Raw genomic sequence first — 25,347 nt, 5'->3', positions numbered from 1 at the left:
CACAGGAAGTCGACGATCGCGACCGACGATTTACTCGTCTTCCTCGGGCTGCTCCTCGGGCGGCGCGAGGCCTTCGAGACCCTTCAGGAGCTCCTCTTCGGTCATGCGCTCGACGGCGACTTCGGTATCGTCCGCATCGACGCTTGCACCCGCGGAACCGATCAGCGGCACCGTATCCGGCTCGGGCTCGTCGACCTCGACGAACTTCTGGAGCGAGTGCACCAACTCCTCGCGGAGGTCCTCAGGCGAAATGGTCGTCTCGGCAATTTCGCGCAAAGACACAACAGGGTTCTTGTCGTTATCGCGGTCAACCGTTAGTTGTGAACCGGACGAGATCATGCGGGCACGGTGGGCGGCCAGCAGGACCAAGTCAAACCGGTTGTCGACCTTGTCGATACAATCTTCTACGGTGACGCGAGCCATGGACTGTCGCTCCGTTGTGGGTGGGACGAAATATGTGGATGATTGGGGCTAGTTATAGGGGCCGGGACGGTTTCGCAAGGCCAATTTGTGATTTGGCCTCGCCAAACGGCTCTGGTACCCCCACATTGGGGCTGGGATGGGTGGTTTCCCGGGCTGCCATTGAGGGCGGCGCCGGAGATATGAAAGTCCGCCATAACTATACCTTGATTGCCCCGACTTCTCCGGATTTACGGTTTCGACGGGTCCTAGCGGCACTTTAGAAATGCGCGGCCTGCTGTCGCCGCGCCAACAATAAACGATCAATCACGAACTCTACGCGAGCAAACTGAATGTCACCTTCCTCTACCGACAAGATCGCGCTCTTCATCGACGGAGCCAATCTCTATGCGACGGCGAAAACTCTGGGCTTCGACATCGATTACAAGCGCCTGCTGAAGGAATTTCAGAGCCGCGGTACGTTGTTGCGGGCTTTCTACTACACCGCGATCATCGAGGATCAGGAGTACTCCTCGATCCGCCCGTTGATCGACTGGCTGGACTACAACGGCTACACGGTCGTCACCAAGGCGACCAAGGAGTTCATCGACGCCTCCGGCCGCCGCAAGGTCAAGGGCAACATGGATATCGAGCTCGCCGTGGATGCCATGGAGCTCGCCGAGCACATCGACCAGATGGTGCTGTTCTCCGGTGACGGCGACTTCCGCTCCCTGGTCGAGGCCGTGCAGCGCCGCGGCGTGCGGGTCACCGTGATCTCCACCATCGCCAGCCAGCCGCCCATGATCGCCGACGAGCTGCGCCGCCAGGCCGACGTCTTCACCGACCTCGTCGAGCTGCAATCCAAGCTCGGCCGCGATCCGTCCGAACGCCCCGCCCCGCGTGACCGCGGTGAGCGTGGCGAACGCCACCACGCCCCGCAATTCCTCCAGCGCGCAACCACGATGGCGCCGAGGGGCGATGACGACTTCGAGGAGTGAGGCGGCCCCGTCAAGCCGCCAGCCTTCCACCGTCGTTCCCGACCGCGATTGTCCGCTCTGTCCGCGCCTGGTCGCCTTTCGCGAGGCGAACCGGGCGCGCGAGCCGTTGTGGCACAATGCACCGGTCGCGCCCTTCGGCGACATCAAGGCGCGCCTTTTGATCGTCGGCCTCGCGCCGGGAATGCAGGGCGCCAACCGCACGGGGCGGCCCTTCACCGGCGACTATGCCGGCGACCTGCTCTATGCCACGCTGCTCGAATACGGATTTGCCAAGGGCACGTATCAGGCGCGTCCCGATGACGGCCTGAAGCTGATCGACTGCCGGATCGCCAACGCCGTGCATTGCGTGCCGCCGCAGAACAAGCCGCTGCCGGTGGAGATCAATACCTGCCGGCAGTTTCTGGTCGCAAATCTGGAGACGATGCCGAAGCTGCGCGCGATCATCGCGCTCGGACGAATTGCGCACGACAGCGTGCTCAAGCCGCTGAAGCTGAAGGCCTCTCAGGCCCCCTTCGGGCATGGCGCCGTGCATCAGGCCGGCCCGTTCAAGCTCTACGACAGCTATCACTGCTCGCGCTACAACACGAATACGGGCGTATTGACGGCCGACATGTTCCGATCGGTGTTCGCGAAGGTGAAGGCGGATCTCGACTAAAGCATGATCCGGAAAAGTGCTCAGCGGTTTTCCGAAAAGATCATGCTTAAACAACAACCTAAAGCGCGATGGCGATTCATCCTAATCGCATCGCGCTTTAGGCGGGCTTTGCCGGATGGGCCTTCAGCCAGTCCAGCACGTCGCCGGCGTTCCGGTCGGGCGGAAACACCGGATAGAACACATGCGTGATGCGTGCGTCGTCGATCACGAGCGCGAGGCGCTTGATCAGCGTCAGGCCCGCGACGTCCATCGTCGGCAGCTTCAGCGCGCGCGTCAGCGCCAGCTTCTCGTCCGACAGCACCGGAAACGGCAGATGCAGCCGTGAGGCCATCTCGGTCTGGTACTCATTGCTCTGGGTCGAGAGGCCGAACACGTGGGCGGCACCCGCGGCCTTCAACTCGGCAAACAGATCGCGAAACGCACACGTCTGCGGCGTGCAACCGCGCGCACCCGGGATCATGTCCCAATCGTCGACCAGTGCGATCTTGCCGGGCTCGCCCGTGCGCGGATAGGCGAACACCACGGTGCGACCGCGCAGTGCCGACAGCGTGACCGACGTGTCGTCGGTCGCGAGCAAGCCGATCGGAGGCAAAATCATACCCACGAGATGGGCGGCACCGCCGTCGTCTTCGGGCGCCGGAATCTGGGTCCAATCGACCTCGAGCAGGTTCCGCTGCGCCATTTTCGTCAGCCCCTCGCCCGCATCAGGCGCCCCTTCTCCCGGCTCCAGTCGCGCTTCTTCTCGGTCTCGCGCTTGTCGTGCAGCTTCTTGCCCTTTGCAACCGCGAGCTGCAGCTTGGCGCGCCCACGCTCGTTGAAATAGAGCTTCAGCGGGATCAGCGTCATGCCCTCGCGATCGACCGCGCCCATCAGCTTGTTGATCTGCCGGCGGTGGAGCAACAATTTCCGCGGCCGCTTGGGCTCGTGATTGAAACGGTTGCCTTGCAGATATTCGGGGATGGTGGCGTTGATCAGCCAGATCTCGCCGTCCTTGGAATCGGCGTAGGATTCCGCAATCGTGCTCTTGCCGTTGCGGATCGACTTGACCTCGGTACCGGTCAGCGCAATGCCCGCCTCGATCGTGTCCTCGATCGCATAGTTGAAGCGGGCCTTGCGATTTTCCGCCATGACCTTGATTGGACGTTCGTTTTTATCGGCCATGACAGGTAAACCTGATCGAGATGCGCAGCGAAGCTAACAGTTCGGATGAAGCGCGCGCGTCACTTCTTGAGGAGATCGCGGATTTCGGTCAGCAGCTCGACCTCGGCCGACGGCTTCGCCGGAGCGGCGGGGGCGGCCTCCTCCTTGCGCTTCAAGGTGTTCATGGCGCGGATCACCAGGAACAACACGAAGGCGACGATGATGAAGTTGATCGTCAGCGTCAGGAAGCTGCCGTAAGCAAGTACGGCGCCTTGTTTTTTCGCATCAGCTAAGTTGGTGGCGGTGACCGCCTTCGACAAGGGGGCAAAGTAGTTCGAGAAGTCGAGGCCTCCGGTGACCGCGCCGATGATCGGCATGATGATGTCACCGACCAGCGACGTGACGATGGCACCGAAGGCCGCGCCGATGATGACGCCGACCGCGAGATCGACGACGTTGCCCTTCATGGCGAATTCGCGGAACTCCTTGAGCATGCGCGTGCCCCTTTCCTCGACGCTCATGAACGGCTCCCGATGCGAGCGCGTCAGTTGATCAGGCCAGCGTGCACCATCGCACTACGGACCGCAACGCGGGTCGGCTCGGAAACCGGTACCATCGGCAGCCGCAGCGTCTCGTCCAGCTTGCCGAGCAGCGACATCGCATACTTGATCGGGGCCGGATTGCTCTCGATGAAGAGGTTGTTGTGCAGCGGCATCAGCTTGTCGTGGATCGCGAGCGCCGCCTTGGCGTCGCCCTTGGCCCAGGCCGCCTGGAACTCCGAGCACAGGCGCGGCGCGACGTTCGAGGTGACCGAGATGCAGCCGTGGCCGCCATGGGCCATGTAGCCGAGGATGGTGGCATCCTCGCCGGAGAGCTGGTTGAACTCCTCGCCCATCGCCGCGCGCTGCTGCGATACGCGCACCATGCTGGCGGTGGCGTCCTTGACGCCGGCGATGTTCTTCAGCTCCCACAGCCGCTTCATGGTGTCGACCGACATGTCGATCACCGAGCGCGGCGGGATGTTGTAGATGATGATCGGAATCCCGATCGCGTCGTTGATCGCCTTGAAGTGCTGGTACATGCCTTCTTGCGTCGGCTTGTTGTAATAGGGCGTCACCACCAGCACGGCGTCCGCGCCCGCCTTCTCGGCGTGCTGGGAGAGTTCGATCGCCTCCTTCGTCGAGTTGGAGCCGGCCCCCGCGATGACAGGCACGCGCCCCTTGGCCTCCGCGATGCACCATTCGACCACCTTCTTGTGCTCGTCATGGCTGAGCGTCGGGCTCTCGCCGGTGGTGCCGACCGGGACCAGGCCGTTGGTGCCCTCTGAAATCTGCCAGTTGACCAGCGAGCGGAACGCGGCCTCGTCCAGCGAACCGTTTTTGAACGGCGTGACCAAGGCGGTGAACGACCCCCGGAATTTCGTCTTGGCTGCCATGGACTTCCTCCCGTACGCGGCTATCTCTCGAGCAAGCGCCATTCATATCGGGTCTATCCCGCCGGTAAAAGGCCCGCTTCCGTGTGACGCACCGTTTAGGCCGCGATTTTGCCGCGGTGGTGGTGCAAATCGGCCCGCGGTAAGCGGCTGTTGGTATTTTGTCCGCATATTCAATCAAATACAGATAGATCTTGAGCCACTTGACTGATTCGGGGCGACGAAACCCGTGACCTCATTCCCTCGCGCCGCTTGGCGATCCACCGGTCTGGTCGTGTGCCTGATGGCAGGGCTGTCGGTCGGCTGTGCGGCTTTGGCCAAGCCCAACGAGCCGACGGCGGAGGACGCGAAGAATTCCGCAAAGCCGGTCGCCAAGAACCAGTCCAAGGGAGCCGGCAAGGAAGCACCCAAGGAAACGCCGAAGGATGCCGCCAAGGGCGCCAACAAGGGCACGGCCAGCGCCCCGGCCAAGGATGCCGGGAAGAAGGCTGCCAAGGACACCGGAAAGGAACCCGCCAAGGACAAGCCCAAGCCCGCGGCAGCAGTGACTCCCGCGGCGGCAGCGAAGCCCGCGGCAGCAGCCAAGCCTGCGGCAACAGCGAATCCGGCGGCGGCAGCCAAGCCTGCGGCGACGGCGCCGAAGCCGCACCCCGCCGCCAGCGGTTCGGCCCCCAAACCAGCGCCCGCCCCGGCTTCGACGGCCACCGTCGGACCGACCGCCCCGGCCGCAAGGCCCATCGCAGCTCCGGTGCTGGCGCCCGCCACCCGCCAGCATGCAGCGCCGCGCAAGCCGGTGATACCGGCTGCGGTCGCTGCGACGTCGTCGACGTCGCAGGGCGACAAGGAGACCCTGGAGAGCGTCATCGAGCTCGTGCGCAAGCGCAAGGCGGGTGAAGCCACCAACGCGAGCGCAAGCATCTCGGATCCGGTCGCGCGAAAACTCGCGGAATGGATCATCCTGCGCAGCGAGGACAATGGCGCGACCGTGGAGCGCTACCGCGCCTTCATCTCCGCCAATCCGAGCTGGCCGTCGCAGACCTTTCTGCGCCGGCGCCTCGAAGCTGCGATGTGGGACGACAGGCGCGACGATTCCGTCGCGTGGTCGTGGTTCGAGAACGAGTCCCCCATTTCCGCCAAGGGCCGCTTCACGCTCGCCAAGGCGATGCTGGCCCGCGGCGACCGCGCCAATGCCGAGCGGCTGGTGCGCGAGGCCTGGCGCAGCGATCCGATGTCGGAGGACACGGAGAACAACGCGCTCGACCAGTTCGGCGCCCTGTTGACGCCGGGCGATCAGAAGGCGCGGATGGACACGCTGCTCTACGGCAGCGAGAACGAGGCCGCGCTGCGCGCCGCAAAGCGCCTCGGCGCCGGCTATGTCGCACTCGCCAAAGCTCGCATCGCCGCCGTCAAGAAAGCGCCGAACGCGCGCGCACTGCTCGACGCCGTGCCGCGCGAGCTGCACAACGATCCCGGCTTCACCTTCAGCAAGATCCAGCTCCTGCGCCGCGAGGAGAAGTTCGCGGAAGCGGCGCAGCTGATGCTGTCCGCGCCCAAGGATCCGGGCCGGCTCCACAATCTCGACGAATGGTGGATCGAGCGGCGCCTTCTGGCGCGCAAGATGATCGACACCGAGGAATTCCGCAGCGCCTATCTGATCGCGCGCGATGCCGCGCTGCCCTCGCGCGACATCTACAAGACCGAGCAGGAGTTCACCGCCGGGTGGATCGCGCTGCGCTTCCTCAACGACCCCGCCGCCGCCGCGCAGCATTTCGCCCGCATCGGCGTCGGCAGTGTCAATCCGACCGCACTGGCGCGCGCCGGCTATTGGCAGGGCCGCGCCGCGGAGGCGATGGGCCGCCAGCAGGAGGCGCGCAACGCCTATGCGCGGGCTGCCGAACAATCGACCAGCTATTACGGCCAGCTCGCACGCGCAAAGCTCGGCCTGCCGCAGATCGAGCTCAACAGCCAGCCGCGCGGGCGCGGTGCCGAGCGGCTGGAGATCGTGCGCGCCGCGCATTTGCTCTACGAGCTCGACGAGCGCGAGATGGCGATACCGCTGCTCGCGGACATGGGTGAAAACGGCGATCCCGAAGCGCTTGCCGGTCTTGGCGAACTGACCCAGCGCTACAGCGACGCGCGCGGCATGCTGCTGCTCGGCAAGGCCGCGCTCAACCGCGGCCTGCCCTTCGACTTCTACGCCTATCCCGTCAACGGCATTCCGCAGTTCACGCCGATCGGGCCCGAGGTCGAGCGCAGCATCATCTACGCGATCGCGCGCCAGGAGAGCGCGTTCAACCCGTCGGTGGTCTCGCCGGCGCAGGCCTATGGGCTGATGCAGGTGACGCCGGACGCCGCGCGCTATGTCTGCAAGCGGCACGGCGCGACTTACGATCTGGGCCGGCTGAAGAACGATTCGGTCTACAACGCCACGCTCGGCTCGGCCGAGCTCGGCGGACTGCTCGAGGATTACCGAGGCTCCTACATCATGACCTTTGCCGCTTACAATGCCGGCCGCGGCAGCGTGAAGAAGTGGATCGATCGCTACGGCGACCCGCGGGACCCGAAGGTGGATGCAGTCGATTGGGTCGAGCTGATTCCGTTCTCGGAGACGCGCAATTACGTGCAGCGGATCATGGAGAATCTTCAGGTCTACCGCGCCCGCTTTGGCGGCGGCTCGCGCCTGCAGATCGAGGCCGACTTGCGCCGCGGCACCGCCAGCGTGGAATAAGATAGGTCGACGAAGCCGGTCCTGCCCCGAGCCCGTGGCCGCGGGCTTCGGCAGAATTGCATTACTCTGGCGACCGCATGGCGATAGAATTGGAACAAGCCGTGCCGCTCGCCGGTTGGCAGACACTACAAATCTGGAGACGTGTCATGTTGCGCGTAGTCGGTGCATTCGCGATGGCAGCCGTGATCCTGTCCGGTCTTCCGGGCGGCTCGACCGCCTACGGCAAGGACCGCCATCCCCGGCCAGGGGCACAGCCGACCGGCATTCAGGATCGCTATTGCCTGCAAGGGCAGCGGTGGGGATATCCTGGCAACTGCCAGTTTTCCACTTACAGCCAGTGCATGGCGACCGCGTCGGGGACCATTGATGGCTGCGGCCTGAACCCGACCTATGCCTTCCAGGAGTGGAAGGGTCCAAGATGGTGATCTGACCGCTCTCGTCGAGCGTGCGCGGGGTTCTACGCGGGCGCGAGACCCCGCTTCCCGAAGCGCGACGCGATCAGGATGAATCGTCTTCGCGCTTTAGGATGTCGTTTGAGCATGATCTTTTCGGAAAACCGCTGAGCACTTTTCCGGATCATGCTCGAGTTCAGGATTCGATCCTCACCACATTCTGTCGGGGGCGGATCGGCGGTGAGCCGGACGAGCTGAGGTCGGCTGCGACCAATATGGATTCGTGAGGCACATCGCCGGCAGTCCCATCGCGGACGCCTTGCATGCCTCCCACGACGGGTAGCTACAGGAAATCCTGCTGCTGCCGCCCCACTCCCATTGCTGGAGGCACACCGGATAGGCGGAATCCACGGGTGCGGCAGCTACCGGCGCGACTACCGGAGTAACCACGGCAACCATCGATGTCGTGGCGAGCACGCTCAGCCCCCGTCTCCAGATCGTCGAAATGTTCATGGCCTGAAGCTCCTTACCGTGCTCTCGAACGAGCTATCATCTAGGTACTCGGTGCACGGCCCGCAAATAAAAACCCCGGCAGTTTCCTGCCGGGGTTCTTCGATCAACCGGAAGATTGATCTTAGAAGCTGCGCTGAGCGCGGAACAACACTTGGAGGTTGCCCTGATCCTTCAGCTCATAGGTAGCTGCAGGCTTCGCAATCGTGGCAGACGCCGGAGCAACGATCGTGCCCGAGTACTTCTGGTCGAGCCAGACGTAGCTCACGTCCGTCGTGAAGGCGAGGCCCTTGACCGGGGTCCAGACCAAGTTGCCGCCGATAACCGCGAGGTTGAAGTCGGGGTTACAGCCAGCAGCGCCGAGCGACGGAGCCAGACCCGCAACGAAGTTCGTGCAGATCAGACCCTTGCCCGTGTTGCCGTACTTGAGCTGAGCATAGGCACCGTAGATGCCCGACGCCCAACCCGGAGCCCAGTTGTGGGTGTAACCACCGCGGAAGCCCCAGGTCTTGACGGTGTCGATGCCGGTGCCGGCACCGTAGATGCCGTCAGCGATACCAGCGAATGCGAGGCTCTGATACGCGCCGACGCCGCTGCCGCCATACATGAACAGAGTCTGCGGGAACAAGCTCTGGAAGTTGTAGTGCGAGGCACCGTCGGTGTAGACAGCCTGCAAGTTGATCGAGTCACCCGCACCAGTCGGGATGTTCTTGATCGACAGAGCAGCCTGCACAGCCCAGCCCCACTTGTCGTCGGGATGGCCGGTAACTTCAGTCGCGCCATAGTAGCCCGAGTGAATGTTGTGCGCGACGGCCGACAGCTGGAACAGGCCCCAGGCCTGATCGACACGAACCTGACCGACGATATCGGGCACGCGCGTACCACCCCAGTCCGACACACCGTACTGGCCCTGGATCATGGCCGCAGCCGCAGCTGCCGCCGCCGGGGTCACAGTGACGACGCCCGTGCTGCTAACCGAACCGGAAGCCGCGAACGCCGTGGCGTTCCAGAGGTTCGACTGACCGCCGGCACCCGTCGACTGATCCTGCAACGCCAGCGAACCGGTGATGCCCTGACCGAAGTCGGCCGTATAGGCGACCTGGTTGATACCAGTGACGTAGTTGCTGCCGCCCGGAAGGAAGTCGGGACCGCCAGCAGGATAGCTCTGCCACGGAGCGTCGAAGATCGAGACCGTACGACCGAAGGTGAAACCAGCGAACTGGACGAACGCGTGGTAGAGGCCGAGCGAAGCCGCACCGGTCGGGGCCGTCGTGCCGCCGCCGCTGCCGGTGACGGACGGGGTGTCGTAGGAGAACACCATATCGGCGTAGGTACGCACCACGCCGTATTCGGTCGCCGTACGCGTATCGACCGTGAAGTCCATACGAGCGCGGGTCGTGTAGTAACCGCTCAGGCGGTTCTTCGCACCAGCGGGAGCGCCCTGGCCGATGCCGTAGTCGCTGTTGGTGTTCGCGAGCGCGTCAGCGCGCACGTAGCCACCCAGCTTGATGCAAGTGTCGGTGCCCGGGATGTAGTAGAAACCCGCGCCGTACAGCGAGCAGATCTTCACGTATTCGACCGCCTTGGCCTTCACGGGGAGATCGGCTGCCTGCGCTCCGCTCACGGCGATCAGACCCGCCGCTGAGCCGAGCAAAAGGCTCTTAACCAACTTCATGTTAAACCTCCAAGTTGCTCTTCAGGGAAGGTCACTGACCGGACGGCCAATTCCCCAACCCCCTCTAAATCACCGCTTTTGGCTCCTTCGCGTCTTCGGACACACCCGCATGAACGCGAGGGACTTAAGCGAATGACCTAAACGGGACGACCTCGGGATGCCCCCCTCCGTCGCTCAGTCACAATTACCGAACGTCCTTGCACACACAACAACAGAACGCTTCGAAGCGGGCCTATGAGGCTTGTTTTCCGACGGGTGTTGCACAAATAACACGCAGATGTGATCGAAGCGCCTTTGCAAGCTATTGTTATCATTTACTTTTTTGAGACGGTTCCGCTTGCCATCAAAGTTCCTCACTTAAGGCACCGCAGATGAGGACCTTGGCCTGAAGGGGCTTGGAGGTGCTCGAATCCTGGAATCAAAGGGAGACTCACGGCGAAAAGCGCACCGACCTGCGCGACGACTCTCCAGCTTCACGCAGGGACGGACCTCGGGGCGCGCGGCACACCTGCAGCGAACACTCTATTATGAAAGCGCAGGATTATGGGGGCCGGCTGGCCGGAGGCAGGCGAATCGACTTTCGACGGGCCGCCTCCCCGCCCGATCAAATATTCCCGTAAACTCAGCGTCTTACGTGAGATCGACGGGCTCCGAATGCGGAACATCGTGCCAGGCACTTCTCCCTCGGTGCCCATTCTCCCAATGTTGCGTTCACGCGCGGCGGCCAAGTCGTCTTGTTTCGAAAATCGCTGGGAATATTCGAGCGAAAACACACGCTTCCAAATTGACCGGCCCAAGCAATTAGAGGCATAAGGCTCGCACCGGAGAGGTGGCCGAGTGGCTGAAGGCAACGCTTTGCTAAAGCGTCATACGGTCTCAAGCTGTATCGAGGGTTCGAATCCCTCCCTCTCCGCCACCCAGCGGCAGAATCAACCGAAGTCCGGGCGTTTCACCTGAAGCGATCGTGAGGCCGGCGCGAAAACCCGGCGCAAGGATCGGCGCGGTGCGCCCAACGCGATTCGCACCGTCCTTTATATATGTGTGGTCCGCGTCTAGCGGGGGAACCGCCAGATCCGCCAGTGCGACGGCGCAATCAGCACCGCTTCATCCGCCCAGGTGTTGAACCATACGCCGGACCTGCGCCGGCACGGAAACGACCAGGGCAGAATTCCAGTCTTGTGCCGACGCCCGAGTTCCAGGTCGCACTCATCGGGAGCGATCTGAATCGGGAGCCATCGTCCATGCGTGTCGGGGTCGCTCATGCCGCTCGGGTCTTATGTGGCGCCACGACGAAGAAACTTGATTCAGCGCAACCGCGCCCACCCGTGCGAACACGGGTGTGGATGCGCCGAGGTTCAGTGGGCGGAAACCCACGCCCTCGCCTCACGCTGCGCGGCCGAGATCTCGATCTCCGACATCTGCCCGGCGACTTCCTGGCGCAGCGCCACGGCGTCCTTGCGGCCCTTCAGCGCGGCGAGGTTGAACCATTTATGAGCGGCGACGAGATCGACGAGGCCGGAGCGGCCGCTCGCCCAATAAATCCCGCGTTCGAACAGCACGTCCGACAGCGCGCTCGCGTCGATCGGCGTTGCCGTGTCCATATCGAAAGTACCCTGAAACATCACGCATCCCCTTTTTTCTTGTGCCGCCTCGTTCCCCCGAGCGCGGCTCCCGTCCAACTCTGATTCCGCATGATCCTTCCCGGGATCGTGCACTGTTCAACTCATCCCCATCGCCGTTTGCCGGCTTGTTGGAGCGGATGATGGCGGGCAAATTTGAATGGCAGTTTAAGCATCGCGATGAAGCAGACGTAAACGCGGACGCGCGGCGCGGGTGCGAAGAATTGGAAAAGTCCCTGTTTGACGGGCACTTCCGCGATTCGTCAGATTCGGTTTACCCTGCGATTTTGGGAGAACGATAACCATCGCGCGCGGTCGGATGCGCCCGGTCGCGCTCTGTGCGCCGGTCTTCGTCGTCACCACGCAGGTGGGGATCCAGTCTTTCGGAAGCAGCAGCCGCCCGCCGAGAACCCGCCGGATGGCCCGGTCACGGCCGGGCGGAGACACCGCGAATGGCGATGCGGCAGCGGTCGAGCATTGCAATCAAGCCGCCGCCCTCGCCTGCACAAGGACAGAGCAAGACGTCAGTGCGGCCGCGTCGCGGTCAGATCGGCAATGTCTGGGAAAGGAATGCCGGCAATACCCCGGCCTCAGGAGAACGAGGGCGTCGGCGAACACGTCAGGACCAGATTTCACGTTGGCCCGAAGGCCGCCTGTGAAATTGCGGACCCCCTCGCGGGGAGCACCGCACCGAACGAAGAAAACTCGTTTCTTCTGCCGGACCGTGAAAGAACGATCCGACCGTTGACCTGATGTCTCGCCGACACCCTCTATCGTCGATCAGAACCTCGAGGCGCTGATGACGTGCCGGCTACTGGAGCCGGCAACTTCAGAAGTCGAAGTTACTTCTTCTTCTTGGCGACCTTGCGGGTCTTCTTCGCAGTCTTCTTCACTGCGCTCTTCGCCTTCTTCGCCTTCGCCTTCTTCGCTTTCTTGGCCATGTTGCCCTCCGATGTGTGAGATGGCTTTAATCGCTGCATGCAGTCGGGGATCGAATGCACACTCATCCCGAATACACCAACACGACGAAAAAAACAGCTTCTCACTTAAAGAAGTGTTGACGACGCAACGCGCGTGCGCTTGGCGAGCGCGACGCAAGCGCACTGCATGACGCGTGCGATGGACCGCGAAGAGTGCTCGCGACATCGATGTTCGCGGCATATGCGATTGCAAGAAAACACTATGCAGCAAGTATTTTTCTGTAAGCGCACAGCGCGCGCGATCATCGCGATGAGGTGCGTCGGAAAACCCGCGACGACCTCGCAAGGGCGCTCCGCGGACTCTGAGTCGCGACTTTTGGCAACGAAAATATTTTCGTGCTTAACGCCGCAAGCGCTCGTCGAAGCGTGCGCGAGCCGCCGTTTTGCGCGAATCGCGTATTGGCGATTCGGTCGTCAGATCGCTGATGATCGGGATGAAATTTGCCGCCGAGGACGCAGTCGCGCGTCGCGCCGCGGACGGAAAGCGAGGTGACGGACACGCTCCATCACCTCGTTCGAACGCGCGACGCTAGACGCCGAGCTTGGACTTGAGCAGGTCGTTGACGCTCTGCGGGTTGGCCTTGCCGCCGGACGCCTTCATCACCTGACCGACAAACCAGCCGAGCGACTGCGGCTTGTCCTTGACCTGCGCGGCCTTGTCGGGATTGGCCGCGATGATGTCGTCGACCACCTTCTCGATCGCCGAGAGGTCGGTGACCTGCTTCATGCCGCGGCTTTCCACCAGAGCGCGGGGATCTCCGCCCTCCTGCCAGACGATCTCGAACAGATCCTTGGCGATTTTGCCGGAGATCGTGCCCTCGCCGATCAGGTCGATGATCGCAGCCAGTTGCTCGGCGTTGACGGGAGAGTCCGTAATATCCCGGCCTTCCTTGTTGAGACGGCCGAACAGCTCGTTGATCACCCAGTTCGCCGCCATCTTGCCGTCGCGCGCGCGGTTGGCGAGCCTGTCGAGCACGGTCTCGTAGAACACCGCGCTCTCGCGCTCGGCGACCAGCACGCTCGCATCATAGGCCGACAGGCCGAGATCGGCGACGAAGCGCGTCTTCTTCTGGTCGGGCAGCTCCGGCAGCTCCGCCTTCAGCGCGTCGACGAACGCCTGGTTGAATTCCAGCGGCAGCAGGTCGGGATCGGGGAAGTAGCGGTAGTCATGCGCCTCTTCCTTGGAGCGCATCGAGCGCGTCTCGCCCTTGTTGGGATCGTAGAGCCGCGTCTCCTGGTCGATGGCGCCCCCGTCCTCGAGGATCTCGATCTGGCGCCGCGCCTCATACTCGATCGCCTGGCCGATGAAGGTGATCGAGTTCATGTTCTTGATCTCGCAGCGGGTGCCGAGCGGCGCGCCGGGCTTGCGCACGGAGACGTTGACGTCGGCGCGCAAGCTTCCCTTCTCCATGTCGCCGTCGCAGGTGCCGAGATAGCGCAGGATCGAGCGCAGCTTGGTCACATAGGCCTTGGCCTGCTCGGCGTCGCGGATGTCGGGCTTCGACACGATCTCCATCAACGCCACGCCGCAGCGATTGAGGTCGACAAAGGACATCGTCGGCGCCTGATCATGCAGCAATTTGCCTGCATCCTGCTCCAGATGCAGCCGCTCGATCCCGATGGTGGCGACCTTGCCGCCGTCCAGTTCGACGACGACTTCGCCCTCGCCGACGATCGGCGACTTGTACTGGCTGATCTGGTAGCCTTGCGGCGAGTCCGGATAGAAATAGTTCTTGCGGTCGAACACCGAGCGCAAATTGATCGCGGCGTTGAGGCCGAGCCCGGTTCGGACAGCCTGCCTGACGCACTCCTCGTTGATGACAGGCAGCATACCCGGCATCGCCGCATCGACCAGCGAGACATGACTGTTCGGCTCGCCGCCGAACTCGGTCGAGGCCCCGGAGAACAGTTTGGATTGCGAGGTGACCTGAGCATGCACCTCCATGCCGATCACGACCTCCCAGTCGCCGGTCTGACCCTTGATCAGTTTTCCCTGTCTGACTGACGCGTTCATGCTTTTCCATCCCCGAGCAGCGCGGACACCATCCGCTCCCACTCCGCTTCCAATGAATCCTTCGCCACGACCTGCCCAGCCTGGCGGTACCAGTAGCCGGCGTTGCCGAGATCGCCTTCGACGCGGTGCAGGTAGGCGTGCACCCAGGCCGCCTCGCGGCTGCTCTCGTCCTGAACGATCTCGTGCGCGCGATCCCAGTCGCCCTTGGCGGCCCACCAGAGACCTCTGAGCGGCGCGTTCAGGTCCGGCGCGGGCGCCGCGCCGTCGAGGCTCGCGATGAACGCGGCGGCATTCACCACCACCTCGCCGGCGTGAAGCGGCCGGCGGCCTGCTCGATCACCTCGCCGAGGGAGAACAGCGTCTCCTCGTCGAAAGGACGTCCGATCAGCTGCAGACCGAGCGGCAGGCCCTGCGCGTCCTTGCCGGCGGGCACGGCGATGCCGGGCAGGCCCGCCATGTTCACGGTCACCGTGAAGATGTCGTTGAGGTACATCTCGACCGGATCGGCGCCGCCCTTCTCGCCGATGCCGAAGGCGGCCGACGGCGTCGCCGGGGTCAGGATCGCGTCGACTCCCGCAGCGAAGCAGTCCTCGAAATCCTTCTTGATCAGCGTGCGCACCTTCTGGGCGCGCAAGTAATACGCATCGTAATAGCCGGCCGAGAGCACGTAGGTGCCGATCATGACACGGCGGCGCACCTCGGCACCAAACCCTTCGGCGCGGGTGTTCTCGTATTGCTCGATGATGTTCCTGCCCTGCTCGCGCAGGCCGTAGCGGACGCCGTCATAGCGCGCGAGGTTGGAAGACGCCTCCGCAGGCGCCACGATGTAATAGGCCGGCAGCGCGTATTTGGTGTGCGGCAGCGACACAGGGACGAGCTCGGCCCCCGCGTCCGTGAGCCACTTGGCGCCCTCGCTCCAGAGCTTCTCGATCTCGGCCGGCATGCCGTCGAGACGATATTCCTTGGGGATGCCGATCCTCATGCCCTTCACGGATTTGCCGATCGTGGCCTCGTAGTCCGGCACGGGAACGTCGACGGAGGTCGTGTCCTTTGGATCGTGGCCGGCCATCGAGCGCAGCAGCATCGCGCTGTCGCGGACGCTGCGCGCGATCGGACCGGCCTGGTCGAGCGAGGAGGCAAAGGCGACGATGCCCCAGCGCGAGCAGCGGCCATAGGTCGGCTTGATGCCGACGGTCGCGGTGAAGGCCGCCGGCTGTCGGATCGAGCCGCCGGTGTCGGTCGCGGTTGCGCCCATGCACAGCAGCGCCGCCACGGCCGAGGCCGAGCCGCCGGACGAGCCCCCCGGCACCAGCGTCGCGTTGCTTCCCTCGCGCCGCCAGGGATTGCCGACGGGGCCGAAGCACGAGGTCTCGTTGGCCGAGCCCATCGCGAACTCGTCGTTGTTCAGCTTGCCGAGCATCACCGCGCCGTCGCGCCAGAGCTGCGAGGTCACCGTGGACTCATAGGTCGGCACGAAATTACCGAGGATCTTCGAGCAGGCCGTGGTGCGCACGCCCTTGGTCGCGAACAGGTCCTTGATGCCGAGCGGGATCCCGGCGAGCGGGCCCGCCTCACCCTTGGCGATCCTGCCGTCGGCCTCGCGCGCCATGTCGCGCGCCCGGTCCGGCGTCTCCATCACGAAGGCATTGAGCATGCGCGCGGCTTCGATCGCGGAGAGGTGCGCGTCTGTCAACTCGAGCGACGTGAAAGTCTTGTCGGCGAGACCCTTGCGGGCCTCGGCGAGCGTCAGCGATGTCAAATCGGTCATTTATTGATCGGGCTGCAGAAGAACGGAGAGAGGGTCTTGTCGTTGGCCGGGTCGTCTTTTTTAGCGGCGGCTTTCGCAGCGGCCTCGATCTCGTCGAGCACGGCATTGACGGCGACGTTTGGATCGGCAGCCTTGCCCTGCCGCTCCATCTTGTCGAGGTAATTCATGTAGGCCTGATAGGCCTTCTCATCGTCGCAAAGCAGACACATCGGACTTGGTCCTGAGACTCTTTAGTTTGACGCGTTTTCTTCACGCGAACCGGCTTCCACTTCGCTCGGAAACGCGATGCTATTCGACGACCTTGGGCACCAGGAAGAAGTGACCTTCGGTCGCGGGCGCGTTGGCAACGATATCGTCGGCGATCTCGCCGTCATCGACCACGTCCTGCCGCTTCTTCATCTGCATCGGGGTGACCGAGGTCATGGGCTCCACGCCCTCGACATTCACCTCCGAGAGTTGCTCGACAAAGGCGAGCATGGCATTGAGCTCGCCCTGCAGATGTGGAACCTCGCCCTCGGAAACCGCGATGCGCGCCAGATGCGCGATGCGGCGGACGGTAGCGGCGTCGACGGACATTATATAAGGCCTCTCACGGCAAAACCTATGTGCCGTATAGCAGAGGCCGGTTTTGCGCCGCAACCGGCGCGGCTGGCTAGCCTGCCATCTGGCGCAAGCGTGCAAGGGCCGATTTCGCAAGATCCCGGGTCAATTCGGCCGCCGGTACCTCGCGGCCAAGGGCAATCGCCTGGCCGGCCCAGAGATTGGTGAAATCCACCCTGCCCTGCTTTTCGGCGGCCGCCTTGAGCGGCCCCAGCGCGGTCGCGGCATGGGGAAACGGCGGCGCATCCGGCGAGATCGGGCCGGCCTCGCGCATCAGGCGGTTCTGGACGCCGCGCGCCGGACGACCGGTCATGACGTTGGTGATGACGGTGGAATCATCCCCAGCTTCGGCGAGCGCCTTGCGACCGCCCGCGCTGACCTTGGACTCCGGACAGCGCAAATACGCGCTGCCGATCTGGACGCCGGAGGCGCCGAGCGCGAACGCCGCGGCAATGCCGCGCCCGTCGGCAATGCCGCCGGCCGCAATCACAGGCACCTTCACGGCATCGACGACCTGCGGCACCAGCGCAAAGGTGCCGGGCTGCTCGGCGATCCTGTCCGTCAGGAACATGCCGCGATGGCCGCCGGCTTCGGCGCCTTGCGCGATCACCGCATCGACGCCGTGCTGCTCGAGCCAGACCGCCTCCTTCACCGTCGTCGCCGACGAGATGACGCGGCAGCCGGCCGCCTTGACGCGCTTCAGCAGCGCCTGCTCCGGCAGGCCGAAATGGAAGCTGACGATTTCCGGCTTCAGCTCCTCGACCACCTCGCAGAACGCCGCATCGAACGGCGCACGGTTCGCGGCGGTGATCGGCGCGGCGGGATCGAGTCCATGCTCGGTGTAATAGCCCGCGAGCCGCTGCTTCCAGCGCGCCTCCGCCTCGGTCGTCAGTTCGACCGGCATGTGGCAGAAGAAGTTCATGTTGACCGGCGCCTTCACGCGCTGGCGGATCAGACCAACCTGCTCGCGCGCCTTCTCCGCCGAGATCATCGCGCAAGGCAGCGAGCCCAACGCTCCGCCTTGCGCAGCCGCAATCACCAGCTCCGCATCCATCACGCCGGCCATCGGTGCCAGCACGATCGGGAATTCGGTCTTGAAGAGATCGATCAGTCGACGGTCAGGCCACATGGTTGTTCTCTCGTGTTTCAGGCGACGGCAGCAATGGAGTTGCGCCGGCCTGAGAAAAGCAGCTCCGCTTCAGCCGCAATCCGCGCGACGATCTCGGCCGCCGGTGGAATATCATGAATCAGCCCGACCGCCTCGCCCGCGATCACGGCGGCGACGTCGAAATTGCCGGCGGCCCTGGCCGCGCCGTACTCCGCGGCAACCGTGGCGACATGCTGCATCAGCTCGACCTCACGCCCCATCCAGCGTCTGGCATGGTCGTTGATCAGGCACCGACCGGTAAACGGCGCCGGCCACACATTGTTGCGGGAGAGATCGAAGATGATACCGCGCACGGTCGAGCCGCTGTTCGCCGCGCAGATCCGCCGCTTGGCTTCGTCAGGACCATCGGCCTCCTGGCTCGCGTAGAAGCGCGTGCCGAGCAGCACACCGCTGGCGCCCAGCATCATCATGGCGGCGAGCCCGCGGCCGTCGGCGATGCCCCCTGCCGCGACCACAGGCACGCGGCCTGCCGCGAGATCGACGATGGCGGGCACGAGGTCGATGGTGGTGCGTGAGGCGCCATGGCCGCCCGCCTCCGTCCCCTGCGCGACCAGGATGTCCGCACCGGCATCGAGCGCCTGCAGCGCCATGGTCTCGTCCTGCACCTGGCAGATCAGGCGTGAACCCGCCGACTTGATCCGGGGCGCGAACGGCGCGGGATCGCCGAACGACATCATGATCGCGGACGGCTTTGCGGCGAGCGCGACGTCGAGAAGCTCGGGTCGCTTGGCCAGGCTCCAGGTGATGAAGCCGATGCCGAAGGGCTCACGCAATCCGGCAAGCTTCGCCGTCTCCCGCTCCAGCCACGCTTTCTCGCCATAGCCGCCGCCCAGAATGCCAAAACCGCCGGCGTCGCTCACGGCCGTCACCAGCCGGCTGCCTGCGAGGACGTCCATCGGCGCCAGCAGGATGGGATGCTTGATATCCAGCAATGTGGTCAGCGACGTCGCGATCGGCATGACATCCTCCCCGGTCTGGACACCGAAACTAGAGAAGGCTAGCATTCTCTGAAAATGAATTATTGCGAACGTTGCCATCTCAAAAGCGAAACGATTCCATGGAACTCAGCGATCTCCAGACCTTTGCCGCCGTCGCCCGCACCGGCGGCATTACCCGCGCAGCGGCGGAGCTGAACACCGTGCAATCCAACGTCACCCAGCGCGTGAAGGCGCTGGAGGCCGAGATCGGCGCGGCGCTGTTCGAACGCCATAGCCGCGGCATGACGCTGACCGGCGCCGGCAAGCGCCTCCTCCCTTATGCGCAAAAGATGGCGGCGCTGTCGCGCGAGGCCGTGCTCGCGGCCTGCGACGATGGCGAGCCGAAGGGACCGCTCGCAATCGGCTCGATGGAGACGACCGCGGCGGTGCGGCTGCCGCCGCTGCTCGCCGACTTCCACCGCCGCTTTCCCGCCGTGCGGCTCTCCTTGCGCACCGCGCCGACCGCCGACCTCGTCGCTGCCGTGCTCGACGGCACGCTCGACGGTGCCTTCGTCGCGGGTCCCATTGCGCATGCCGACCTCACCGCGACCAGCGCCTTCCGCGAGGAGCTGGTGCTGGTCAGCGCGAAGCGCTGGGCTTCGCTGGCCGAACTGCGCGCCGGCACGCCGGAGTCCGGGCCGACGGCGCTGGTGTTCCGCACCGGCTGCACCTATCGCCAGCGGCTCGAGCAGGTGTTCGTCGAATTCGGCTGGCCGTCGGCAGCGCGTTTCGAGCTCGGCACGCTCGACGGCATGATCGGCTGCGTCGCCGCCGACATGGGCGTGACGCTGCTGCCGCGCGCGGTCGTCGAATGCAGCGCGATGAACAGCAACGTGTCGATCCACACGTTGAGTACCTCGCACGCGCGCGTCGAAACGCTCTTCATCCAGCGCAGCGTCGGACATCAAACCAAGGCGCTCTGCGGTTTTGCCGGATGTCTGAAGCAGGAGGAAGACGTCATTGCGGCCTGACGCGACGCTTCGTTCCACAACACGAAATTCACTGCCACAAATCCGTCGTACTTGAATCAATCGCCGCGGCCCTGCGCTCAGCCGCCGCAGCGCAACGCGTTGAAACATTTTGAAGCACCCGATTCTTTGACGTTAGGATGCGTCACTACCAACGCGAACCATAACGAAGCCGAACATCGGCAAGACATCGGGAGGACTAACGATGCGCAATACGCTCGTGTTGTGCTGGGTCGCTGCATTGTCGGCGATCACAGGCACCGCAAATGCCCAGGACTGGACCAAATCGAAATGGGGGCCGAACGACGAGATCGGCGCCGCCAACTACATGACGCCGGAGCTCGTGGTGAAGGCGGCATCACTTGTAAAGTCCGGCAAGACCTACGCGCTCGGCATGCCCGTCGATTCCAAGACTCCGGCCTATCCGCCGCGCGACTACAAGATCACGATCGTGCAGCCGGGACAGGCGGGCAGCAGCGGCCTTGGTCCGAACAAGGCGACCTACAACGATGACATCCTGAATACCTGGGTCGGCGTTGGCAGCCAACTCGACGGGCTCGGCCATCTCGGCATCGAGCACGTCTATTACAACGGCCACAAGCTCGCCGATTTCGCCGATCCGACCGGCTTGAAAAAGCTCGGCATCGAGAAGGTGCCGCCGATGGTCACGCGCGGCGTGCTGCTCGACATGGCAGCCTATTTCAAGACCGACGTGGTGAAGGAAGGCACCGCCTTCAACGTCAAGGAGATCGAGGAAGCCGCCAAGCAGCAGAACGTCGAGATCCGCCAGGGCGATGTCGTCATCTTCCACACCGGCTGGCTCGGCCTGGTTGGCAAGGACGACAAGCGCTATTCGGCCGGTGAGCCCGGCCTCGGCGTCGAAGGCGCGAAGTATTTGACCGGCAAGGGCGTCGTCGCGGTGGGTGCCGACACCTGGGGCGTCGAGGTGGTGCCGTTCGAATCCAAGAACCTGTTCGAAGTGCACCAGATCCTGCTCGCGATGAACGGGACCTACATCCTCGAGAACATGGACACCGCCGCGCTCGCCAAGGACAAGGGCTACGAATTCCTGTTCGTGCTCGGACAGCCGCGCTGGACCGGCGGGGTGCAGGCGATGATCAATCCGATCGCGATCCGCTGAGCGCAAAGCTTCTCAAGGGCGAGGACCGCACGTACCCTCGCCCCCTTCCTTACTGCGGCCTGAGGTGCCACCGCCGCAGCGCCACCAGGGCCCAGATCGCCTCGACGAGGCCGAATGGCCAGGCGCCCTGCAAGAAGCCATAGGCCGATCCGAGCGCGCAGGACACCGCGAACAACAGCACAAACCAGTGGCTGCGATCTTCCATCGCATAACAGACCAGCATCGCCGTAACGGCAAACAGGCCGAATAGTGTCAGCGCGTCCATTGTTCCGGGTTCACTCCGCGGCGTGACGCGTGATATGCGCTACGCCATGCCGGCTCTTATCCTGCCTCTCGTCGATGCTGCAACCCACTGGCCCGCGCGCGGCGCGCTGGTCGGGCTCGATCTCGGCACCAAGACCATTGGCGTTGCCGTGTCCGACCCGGACCGGCGGCTTGCGACCGGCGTCGAGACGGTCCAGCGCAAGGCGTTCAAGCAGGACGCCGCCCGGCTGATCGCGATTGCAGCCGAGCGCAAGGCGGCCGGTTTCGTGCTGGGCCTGCCCATCAACATGGACGGCAGCGAGGGTCCGCGTGCGCAATCCACCCGTGCCTTTGCCCGCAACCTTGCCGGCCTGACCGCGCTGCCCATCGGCTTGTGGGACGAGCGCCTCTCGACCGCCGCGGTCGAGCGCGAGCTGATCGGCATGGACGTCAGCCGCGCCAAGCGCGCCGAGGTGATCGACGAGCATGCCGCGATCTTCATCCTGCAAGGCGCGCTCGACCGCCTCGCCAATCTTCGCGCCAGCCCGGGGACCGACTGAGCCATGGCCGTCGTCGTCGCGGCGCTGCTGCCGGTCTTCATCCTGATCGTGCTCGGAATCGTGCTGAAGCGCAGCCTGATGCGGCTCGACACGCAATGGCACGGCCTGGAACGGCTGACCTATTTCGTGCTGTTTCCGATGCTGCTGATCCAGACGCTGGTGAAGGCCGACCTCTCCAAGGTGCCGGTCGCCGGCGTCGGCGGAGCGCTGCTGCTGTCGGCGCTCGCAATGTCGCTGCTCTGCCTCGCGCTGCGTCCCGCCCTGTCTCGGCTCGGTATCGACGGTCCTGCCTTCACCTCGATCTTCCAGGGCGCGACGCGCTGGCAGACCTTTGTGGCACTGTCGATCGCCGCCAATTTGTTCGGCGATGTCGGACTGGCGCTCGCCTCCGTGGCGATGGTCGCGATCATTCCCCTCGTCAACGTGTTCAGCGTCGCGGTGCTCGCTCGTTATGCATCGCCCGAAAAGCAATCCGGCCGCGCCATCGTCATGACCCTGGTGCGCAATCCCCTGATCTGGGCCTGCATCATCGGCCTTTCCGTGAATGTCTCCCATCTGCCGCTGCCGAGGCTCTGGCATGAGGTTGCCGACGCGCTCGGCAGTTCCTCGCTCGCCATCGGCCTTCTCGTCACCGGCGCGGGGCTGCATCTCGAAGGGCTATTGCGCCCGAGCCTCGGCGCAGGCGTCGGCGTCGTCTTCAAGCTCGTGCTGATGCCGGCGCTCGCCCTTGGGCTCGGTGTCTGGTTCGGACTGTCCGGCAACAGCCTTGCGATCGTGGCGATCTGCTCGGCGGTGCCCACCTCGTCCAGCGCCTATGTCCTCGCTCGCCAGATGGGCGGCGACGCGCCACTGCTAGCGCAGATCATCACGCTGCAGACGATCCTGGCGGCAATCACCATGCCGATCGCGATCGCGCTGGTCGCCTAGCTCCCCAGCCACATCGTCAGCACTACCGCAGTCAGATTGTTGAGCGCGTGCAGCACGATCGTCAGCCAAAGCGAATTGGCACGATGACGCATGTAGCCGAACCACAGGCCGATGGTGAAGACCTCGGCGAGGAAGTACATGTCGTATTGCAGATGGACGATCGTCCACACCAGCGACGACAGCAGGATTGCGCCCGGTACGCGCAGGAAGCTCGCCGACCAGCCGCGATAGAGGAAGCCGCGCGCCAGAATCTCTTCCGACATCGGCGCGGCCACGCTGAAGGCGAACAGAAGCAGCAGCGCCGCGCCCTTGTCGCGACCGGATTTCAGCAGATCGGTCATGAAGCCCGGCGTCGCCTCGCGGCCAAGCGCGCGCGACATCGTCTCCCAGACCAGCACGATCACGATCAGCCCGACCGCACCGAACAGGAGCTGCTTCCAGGACGGCCAATGCAGCGCCAGATAGTCGACGAAGGAGGCCTTCTTGATGCTGATGGCGAGCCACACCGCCAAAAGCGTCGTCGGCAGGCCCATGATGACCGAAAGCGCGAGCGTCTGGGGCTCGTGGCCGACGAGCTGGATCGAGGCGAGGTCCATGGGAAGACCACGCTGCACCGCCAGCAGAACGACGGCGCCGATCTGCCCGACGAACATCGCGAAGAAGATGAAGAGGCCCCACAGCGCCGTGCCCCAGAACTTCCAGACGCGCGGCGCCTGTTCCGCAGGCGTCGCAGTCGGCGGGGGGTGATCGGGATTGAGGGAGTCCATCAGGAGGCTTTCGTTGGGGAGGCTCACGGCAGCGCCCGCTCCAGCAGTGCGCGCACCTCGCCGCTCTCCAGGTCCACCGCGCCATACATGCTGGCGTGATTGGCTGTAAGACGCGTGCTCGCGAACAGTTCGGCATTGCGCGGTGACACGCCGTTGAGCGCCGCGGCAGCCGCAAGCAGCGCCAGCTTCTCGACCGCAAGCCGTGCGATGCGTTCGCCATCGGCGCGGCGGAAGGTCTTGCCGATGAAGGTGACCGCCTCCGCTGCCCCGGGCAAGCCCTTCGTCTCGGCCGCGAGCGATTGCAGCACCGCCATCGCCGGCGCCGGTTCACGCGAGAGCGCGCGGAGCACGTCGAGGCACATGACGTTGCCCGAGCCTTCCCAGATCGCGTTGACCGGCGACTCCCGATAGTGGCGCGCCAGAATGCCGTCCTCGACATAGCCATTGCCGCCGAGGCATTCCATGGCTTCATAGAGGAACGGCGGCGCGCTCTTGCAGGTCCAGTATTTGATCGCCGGCGTCAGCAATCGCATATAGGCGGCCTCCGCCGCATCGTGCGGGGTGCGATCGAAGGCGCGGCAGAGCCGCATCACCAGAGCCGTGCTCGCCTCCACATGGAGCGCCATATCCGACAGCACCGCCTGCATCAGCGGCTGATCGGCGAGATGCTTCTGGAACACGCTGCGGTGACGGGCGTGATGCAGCGCATGGGCGAGCCCCGAGCGCATCAGGCCGACGGAGGCGATCGCGCAATCCTGCCGCGTCAGCTGCACCATCTGGATGATGGTGCGGATGCCCTTGCCCTCCTCGCCGATCCGTTCGGCGTAGGCACCTGCGAATTCGACCTCGGAGGAGGCATTGGAGCGGTTGCCGAGCTTGTCCTTCAGCCGCTGGAACTGAATCGCATTCACGGCGCCATCCGGCGCGAAGCGCGGCATGAAGAAACAGGTCAGCCCGCCTTCGGCCTGCGCCAGCACCAGGAACGCATCGCACATCGGCGCCGACATGAACCATTTGTGGCCGGTGATGCGATAGGCCTCGCCCTCGCGCACCGCGCGGGTCATGTTGGTGCGCACGTCGGTGCCGCCCTGCTTCTCGGTCATCCCCATGCCGAGCGTCATGCCGCGCTTCTGCCACCACGGCGCAAAGCTGGGATCGTAACTCCTGGTCGACAGTACCGGCATCACGCGCGCGAGCAGGTCCGGCTGCGTCGCCAGCGCGCCAACGGCGGCGCGCGTCATCGTGATCGGACAGAGATGGCCGGTCTCGACTTGTGCCGCCATGTAGAACTTTGCCGCACGAATGACTTCCGCGGCATCGCCCGCAGGTTTGCCGTTCGCAGTCCAGGTCGAATTGTGCACGCCGGCATGGGCGCTGTGCGCCATCAGCTCATGATAGGCGGGGTGAAACTCGACCTGGTCGCGGCGGTTGCCCTTGGCATCGAAGCTGCGCAGCTTTGGCGTGTTCTCGTTGGCGAGGCGCCCGCGATCGGCCATCGCGGCCGAACCCCATTGCTTGCCGAACTCCGACAGCTCGCGTTCCGCCGCCCCACCGCCATTGGCCTTGACCGCCTCGACCAGCGGCCGATCCACGGCGAATAGGTCGATATCCTCGAACGGGGGCGATTGATTGAAGACCTCGTGGGTCGCGAAGCTCGGCTGGGTCATCAGTTCCTCGGCGCGGTCT

26 protein-coding genes and 1 tRNA gene are annotated in these 25,347 nt (G+C 64.3%); 9 read left to right on the top strand and 18 right to left on the bottom strand.

The genetic code is table 11. The annotated features are described in order from the left end of the window. Positions 1–30: 30 nt before the first annotated feature. Positions 31–423, bottom strand: coding sequence for a DNA-directed RNA polymerase subunit omega (gene rpoZ, locus RX330_RS17465; RefSeq protein WP_007603391.1), 393 nt, complete (start codon positions 421–423; stop codon positions 31–33). A gap of 329 nt (positions 424–752) precedes the next feature. On the opposite strand from rpoZ, the gene RX330_RS17460 reads away from it, so the two are divergent. Further along, positions 753–1,397: an NYN domain-containing protein gene (locus RX330_RS17460; RefSeq protein ID WP_063194883.1), complete on the top strand. Its 645-nt coding sequence runs from the start codon at positions 753–755 to the stop codon at positions 1,395–1,397. Further along, positions 1,378–2,052, top strand: coding sequence for a uracil-DNA glycosylase (locus RX330_RS17455; protein ID WP_317243775.1), 675 nt, complete (start codon positions 1,378–1,380; stop codon positions 2,050–2,052). The genes RX330_RS17460 and RX330_RS17455 overlap by 20 nt, the downstream gene beginning before the upstream one ends. 97 nt (positions 2,053–2,149) lie before the next feature. On the opposite strand, the gene RX330_RS17450 is transcribed toward RX330_RS17455, so the two are convergent. The 4 genes from RX330_RS17450 to dapA are packed head-to-tail and all read right to left on the bottom strand — an operon-like array spanning position 2,150 to position 4,627. Next, on the bottom strand, positions 2,150–2,734 hold the full coding sequence (locus tag RX330_RS17450) for a peroxiredoxin (protein ID WP_317243774.1): 585 nt from the start codon (positions 2,732–2,734) through the stop codon (positions 2,150–2,152). 5 nt (positions 2,735–2,739) lie between these two features. Then, positions 2,740–3,213, bottom strand: coding sequence for an SsrA-binding protein SmpB (gene smpB / locus RX330_RS17445; protein ID WP_027530006.1), 474 nt, complete (start codon positions 3,211–3,213; stop codon positions 2,740–2,742). A 59-nt stretch (positions 3,214–3,272) separates the two neighbouring features. Beyond that, entirely contained in the window at positions 3,273–3,713 is a 441-nt protein-coding gene (gene mscL, locus RX330_RS17440) for a large conductance mechanosensitive channel protein MscL (protein WP_317243773.1), read from the bottom strand. A 23-nt stretch (positions 3,714–3,736) separates the two neighbouring features. Beyond that, the gene (gene dapA, locus RX330_RS17435; protein ID WP_317243772.1) at positions 3,737–4,627 is read right to left on the bottom strand and encodes a 4-hydroxy-tetrahydrodipicolinate synthase; all 891 of its coding nucleotides are present in this window, start codon (positions 4,625–4,627) and stop codon (positions 3,737–3,739) included. A 280-nt stretch (positions 4,628–4,907) separates the two neighbouring features. Here dapA and RX330_RS17430 point away from each other — a divergent pair, with 280 nt between their 5' ends. Continuing rightward, complete coding sequence (locus RX330_RS17430; protein WP_317243918.1) at positions 4,908–7,352, top strand: lytic transglycosylase domain-containing protein; 2,445 nt, start codon at positions 4,908–4,910, stop codon at positions 7,350–7,352. Between the two features lie 146 nt (positions 7,353–7,498). Then, positions 7,499–7,777 carry a DUF3551 domain-containing protein gene (locus tag RX330_RS17425; protein ID WP_317243771.1) on the top strand — a complete coding sequence of 93 codons (279 nt, stop codon included), beginning with the start codon at positions 7,499–7,501 and terminating at the stop codon, positions 7,775–7,777. 177 nt (positions 7,778–7,954) lie between these two features. Here the strand turns inward: RX330_RS17425 and RX330_RS17420 are convergent, their stop codons facing one another. Together RX330_RS17420 and RX330_RS17415 are read right to left on the bottom strand one after the other, a co-directional pair. Further along, positions 7,955–8,203, bottom strand: coding sequence for a DUF3551 domain-containing protein (locus RX330_RS17420; protein WP_317243917.1), 249 nt, complete (start codon positions 8,201–8,203; stop codon positions 7,955–7,957). Between the two features lie 175 nt (positions 8,204–8,378). Beyond that, the gene (locus RX330_RS17415; RefSeq protein ID WP_212089613.1) at positions 8,379–9,929 is read right to left on the bottom strand and encodes a porin; all 1,551 of its coding nucleotides are present in this window, start codon (positions 9,927–9,929) and stop codon (positions 8,379–8,381) included. Positions 9,930–10,752: 823 nt separating this feature from the next. Between RX330_RS17415 and RX330_RS17410 the strand changes: the two genes are divergently transcribed. Beyond that, positions 10,753–10,845 (top strand) — tRNA-Ser (locus RX330_RS17410). A gap of 439 nt (positions 10,846–11,284) precedes the next feature. Here RX330_RS17410 and RX330_RS17405 read toward each other — a convergent pair. The 8 genes from RX330_RS17405 to RX330_RS17370 form a co-directional block, all read right to left on the bottom strand. After that, positions 11,285–11,551, bottom strand: coding sequence for a hypothetical protein (locus RX330_RS17405; protein ID WP_212089611.1), 267 nt, complete (start codon positions 11,549–11,551; stop codon positions 11,285–11,287). Positions 11,552–13,057: 1,506 nt separating this feature from the next. After that, positions 13,058–14,542, bottom strand: coding sequence for an Asp-tRNA(Asn)/Glu-tRNA(Gln) amidotransferase subunit GatB (gatB, locus tag RX330_RS17400; RefSeq protein ID WP_317243770.1), 1,485 nt, complete (start codon positions 14,540–14,542; stop codon positions 13,058–13,060). Continuing rightward, positions 14,539–14,844 (bottom strand): hypothetical protein, encoded by a 306-nt coding sequence (locus RX330_RS17395; protein WP_212089605.1) that lies wholly within the window; start codon positions 14,842–14,844, stop codon positions 14,539–14,541. The genes gatB and RX330_RS17395 overlap by 4 nt, the downstream gene beginning before the upstream one ends. Beyond that, positions 14,835–16,310 (bottom strand): Asp-tRNA(Asn)/Glu-tRNA(Gln) amidotransferase subunit GatA, encoded by a 1,476-nt coding sequence (gene gatA / locus RX330_RS17390; protein ID WP_317243769.1) that lies wholly within the window; start codon positions 16,308–16,310, stop codon positions 14,835–14,837. Before gatA ends, RX330_RS17395 begins: the two co-directional genes overlap by 10 nt. Then, positions 16,307–16,519, bottom strand: coding sequence for a hypothetical protein (locus RX330_RS17385; protein ID WP_027547180.1), 213 nt, complete (start codon positions 16,517–16,519; stop codon positions 16,307–16,309). Before RX330_RS17385 ends, gatA begins: the two co-directional genes overlap by 4 nt. A 79-nt stretch (positions 16,520–16,598) precedes the next feature. Further along, on the bottom strand, positions 16,599–16,886 hold the full coding sequence (gene gatC, locus RX330_RS17380) for an Asp-tRNA(Asn)/Glu-tRNA(Gln) amidotransferase subunit GatC (RefSeq protein ID WP_028143922.1): 288 nt from the start codon (positions 16,884–16,886) through the stop codon (positions 16,599–16,601). 76 nt (positions 16,887–16,962) lie between these two features. Then, the gene (locus RX330_RS17375) at positions 16,963–18,039 is read right to left on the bottom strand and encodes a nitronate monooxygenase family protein (RefSeq protein WP_317243768.1); all 1,077 of its coding nucleotides are present in this window, start codon (positions 18,037–18,039) and stop codon (positions 16,963–16,965) included. A 17-nt stretch (positions 18,040–18,056) separates the two neighbouring features. After that, positions 18,057–19,037, bottom strand: a complete 981-nt coding sequence (locus tag RX330_RS17370) for an NAD(P)H-dependent flavin oxidoreductase (protein ID WP_212089593.1) — start codon at positions 19,035–19,037, stop codon at positions 18,057–18,059. Between the two features lie 98 nt (positions 19,038–19,135). Between RX330_RS17370 and RX330_RS17365 the strand changes: the two genes are divergently transcribed. Next, positions 19,136–20,026, top strand: a complete 891-nt coding sequence (locus tag RX330_RS17365) for a LysR family transcriptional regulator (RefSeq protein ID WP_317243767.1) — start codon at positions 19,136–19,138, stop codon at positions 20,024–20,026. A gap of 202 nt (positions 20,027–20,228) precedes the next feature. Then, positions 20,229–21,164: a cyclase family protein gene (locus RX330_RS17360; RefSeq protein ID WP_317243766.1), complete on the top strand. Its 936-nt coding sequence runs from the start codon at positions 20,229–20,231 to the stop codon at positions 21,162–21,164. Between the two features lie 49 nt (positions 21,165–21,213). Here the strand turns inward: RX330_RS17360 and RX330_RS17355 are convergent, their stop codons facing one another. After that, positions 21,214–21,429 carry a hypothetical protein gene (locus tag RX330_RS17355; RefSeq protein ID WP_212089587.1) on the bottom strand — a complete coding sequence of 72 codons (216 nt, stop codon included), beginning with the start codon at positions 21,427–21,429 and terminating at the stop codon, positions 21,214–21,216. A gap of 46 nt (positions 21,430–21,475) precedes the next feature. Here RX330_RS17355 and ruvX point away from each other — a divergent pair, with 46 nt between their 5' ends. Together ruvX and RX330_RS17345 are read left to right on the top strand one after the other, a co-directional pair. Continuing rightward, positions 21,476–21,967, top strand: coding sequence for a Holliday junction resolvase RuvX (ruvX, locus tag RX330_RS17350; RefSeq protein WP_317243765.1), 492 nt, complete (start codon positions 21,476–21,478; stop codon positions 21,965–21,967). A gap of 3 nt (positions 21,968–21,970) precedes the next feature. Beyond that, entirely contained in the window at positions 21,971–22,894 is a 924-nt protein-coding gene (locus tag RX330_RS17345; RefSeq protein ID WP_317243764.1) for an AEC family transporter, read from the top strand. On the opposite strand, the gene RX330_RS17340 is transcribed toward RX330_RS17345, so the two are convergent. Together RX330_RS17340 and RX330_RS17335 are read right to left on the bottom strand one after the other, a co-directional pair. Next, a complete protein-coding gene (locus RX330_RS17340; protein WP_212090362.1) occupies positions 22,891–23,661 on the bottom strand; it encodes a CPBP family intramembrane glutamic endopeptidase in 771 nt (256 codons plus the stop codon). The two genes, RX330_RS17345 and RX330_RS17340, sit on opposite strands and share 4 nt — an antisense overlap. 23 nt (positions 23,662–23,684) lie before the next feature. Continuing rightward, the gene (locus RX330_RS17335) at positions 23,685–25,328 is read right to left on the bottom strand and encodes an isovaleryl-CoA dehydrogenase (RefSeq protein WP_317243763.1); all 1,644 of its coding nucleotides are present in this window, start codon (positions 25,326–25,328) and stop codon (positions 23,685–23,687) included. Positions 25,329–25,347: the final 19 nt, after the last annotated feature.

Source organism: Bradyrhizobium sp. NDS-1, from assembly GCF_032918005.1.
In the GTDB taxonomy this organism is placed as follows: Bacteria; Pseudomonadota; Alphaproteobacteria; order Rhizobiales; family Xanthobacteraceae; genus Bradyrhizobium; species Bradyrhizobium tunisiense.
This window is presented reverse-complemented; position numbering and strand designations above follow the sequence as displayed.

Bases quoted from the DNA above. Each gene is read 5' to 3' on its own strand.
- rpoZ (WP_007603391.1), bottom strand. From the start codon at position 423: ATGGCTCGCGTCACCGTAGAAGATTGTATCGACAAGGTCGACAACCGG.
- RX330_RS17460 (WP_063194883.1), top strand. From the start codon at position 753: ATGTCACCTTCCTCTACCGACAAGATCGCGCTCTTCATCGACGGAGCC.
- RX330_RS17455 (WP_317243775.1), top strand. From the start codon at position 1,378: ATGACGACTTCGAGGAGTGAGGCGGCCCCGTCAAGCCGCCAGCCTTCC.
- RX330_RS17450 (WP_317243774.1), bottom strand. From the start codon at position 2,734: ATGGCGCAGCGGAACCTGCTCGAGGTCGATTGGACCCAGATTCCGGCG.
- smpB (WP_027530006.1), bottom strand. From the start codon at position 3,213: ATGGCCGATAAAAACGAACGTCCAATCAAGGTCATGGCGGAAAATCGC.
- mscL (WP_317243773.1), bottom strand. From the start codon at position 3,713: ATGAGCGTCGAGGAAAGGGGCACGCGCATGCTCAAGGAGTTCCGCGAA.
- dapA (WP_317243772.1), bottom strand. From the start codon at position 4,627: ATGGCAGCCAAGACGAAATTCCGGGGGTCGTTCACCGCCTTGGTCACG.
- RX330_RS17430 (WP_317243918.1), top strand. From the start codon at position 4,908: ATGGCAGGGCTGTCGGTCGGCTGTGCGGCTTTGGCCAAGCCCAACGAG.
- RX330_RS17425 (WP_317243771.1), top strand. From the start codon at position 7,499: ATGTTGCGCGTAGTCGGTGCATTCGCGATGGCAGCCGTGATCCTGTCC.
- RX330_RS17420 (WP_317243917.1), bottom strand. From the start codon at position 8,203: ATGGTTGCCGTGGTTACTCCGGTAGTCGCGCCGGTAGCTGCCGCACCC.
- RX330_RS17415 (WP_212089613.1), bottom strand. From the start codon at position 9,929: ATGAAGTTGGTTAAGAGCCTTTTGCTCGGCTCAGCGGCGGGTCTGATC.
- RX330_RS17405 (WP_212089611.1), bottom strand. From the start codon at position 11,551: ATGTTTCAGGGTACTTTCGATATGGACACGGCAACGCCGATCGACGCG.
- gatB (WP_317243770.1), bottom strand. From the start codon at position 14,542: ATGAACGCGTCAGTCAGACAGGGAAAACTGATCAAGGGTCAGACCGGC.
- gatA (WP_317243769.1), bottom strand. From the start codon at position 16,310: ATGACCGATTTGACATCGCTGACGCTCGCCGAGGCCCGCAAGGGTCTC.
- RX330_RS17385 (WP_027547180.1), bottom strand. From the start codon at position 16,519: ATGTGTCTGCTTTGCGACGATGAGAAGGCCTATCAGGCCTACATGAAT.
- gatC (WP_028143922.1), bottom strand. From the start codon at position 16,886: ATGTCCGTCGACGCCGCTACCGTCCGCCGCATCGCGCATCTGGCGCGC.
- RX330_RS17375 (WP_317243768.1), bottom strand. From the start codon at position 18,039: ATGTGGCCTGACCGTCGACTGATCGATCTCTTCAAGACCGAATTCCCG.
- RX330_RS17370 (WP_212089593.1), bottom strand. From the start codon at position 19,037: ATGCCGATCGCGACGTCGCTGACCACATTGCTGGATATCAAGCATCCC.
- RX330_RS17365 (WP_317243767.1), top strand. From the start codon at position 19,136: ATGGAACTCAGCGATCTCCAGACCTTTGCCGCCGTCGCCCGCACCGGC.
- RX330_RS17360 (WP_317243766.1), top strand. From the start codon at position 20,229: ATGCGCAATACGCTCGTGTTGTGCTGGGTCGCTGCATTGTCGGCGATC.
- RX330_RS17355 (WP_212089587.1), bottom strand. From the start codon at position 21,429: ATGGACGCGCTGACACTATTCGGCCTGTTTGCCGTTACGGCGATGCTG.
- ruvX (WP_317243765.1), top strand. From the start codon at position 21,476: ATGCCGGCTCTTATCCTGCCTCTCGTCGATGCTGCAACCCACTGGCCC.
- RX330_RS17345 (WP_317243764.1), top strand. From the start codon at position 21,971: ATGGCCGTCGTCGTCGCGGCGCTGCTGCCGGTCTTCATCCTGATCGTG.
- RX330_RS17340 (WP_212090362.1), bottom strand. From the start codon at position 23,661: ATGGACTCCCTCAATCCCGATCACCCCCCGCCGACTGCGACGCCTGCG.
- RX330_RS17335 (WP_317243763.1), bottom strand. From the start codon at position 25,328: ATGACCCAGCCGAGCTTCGCGACCCACGAGGTCTTCAATCAATCGCCC.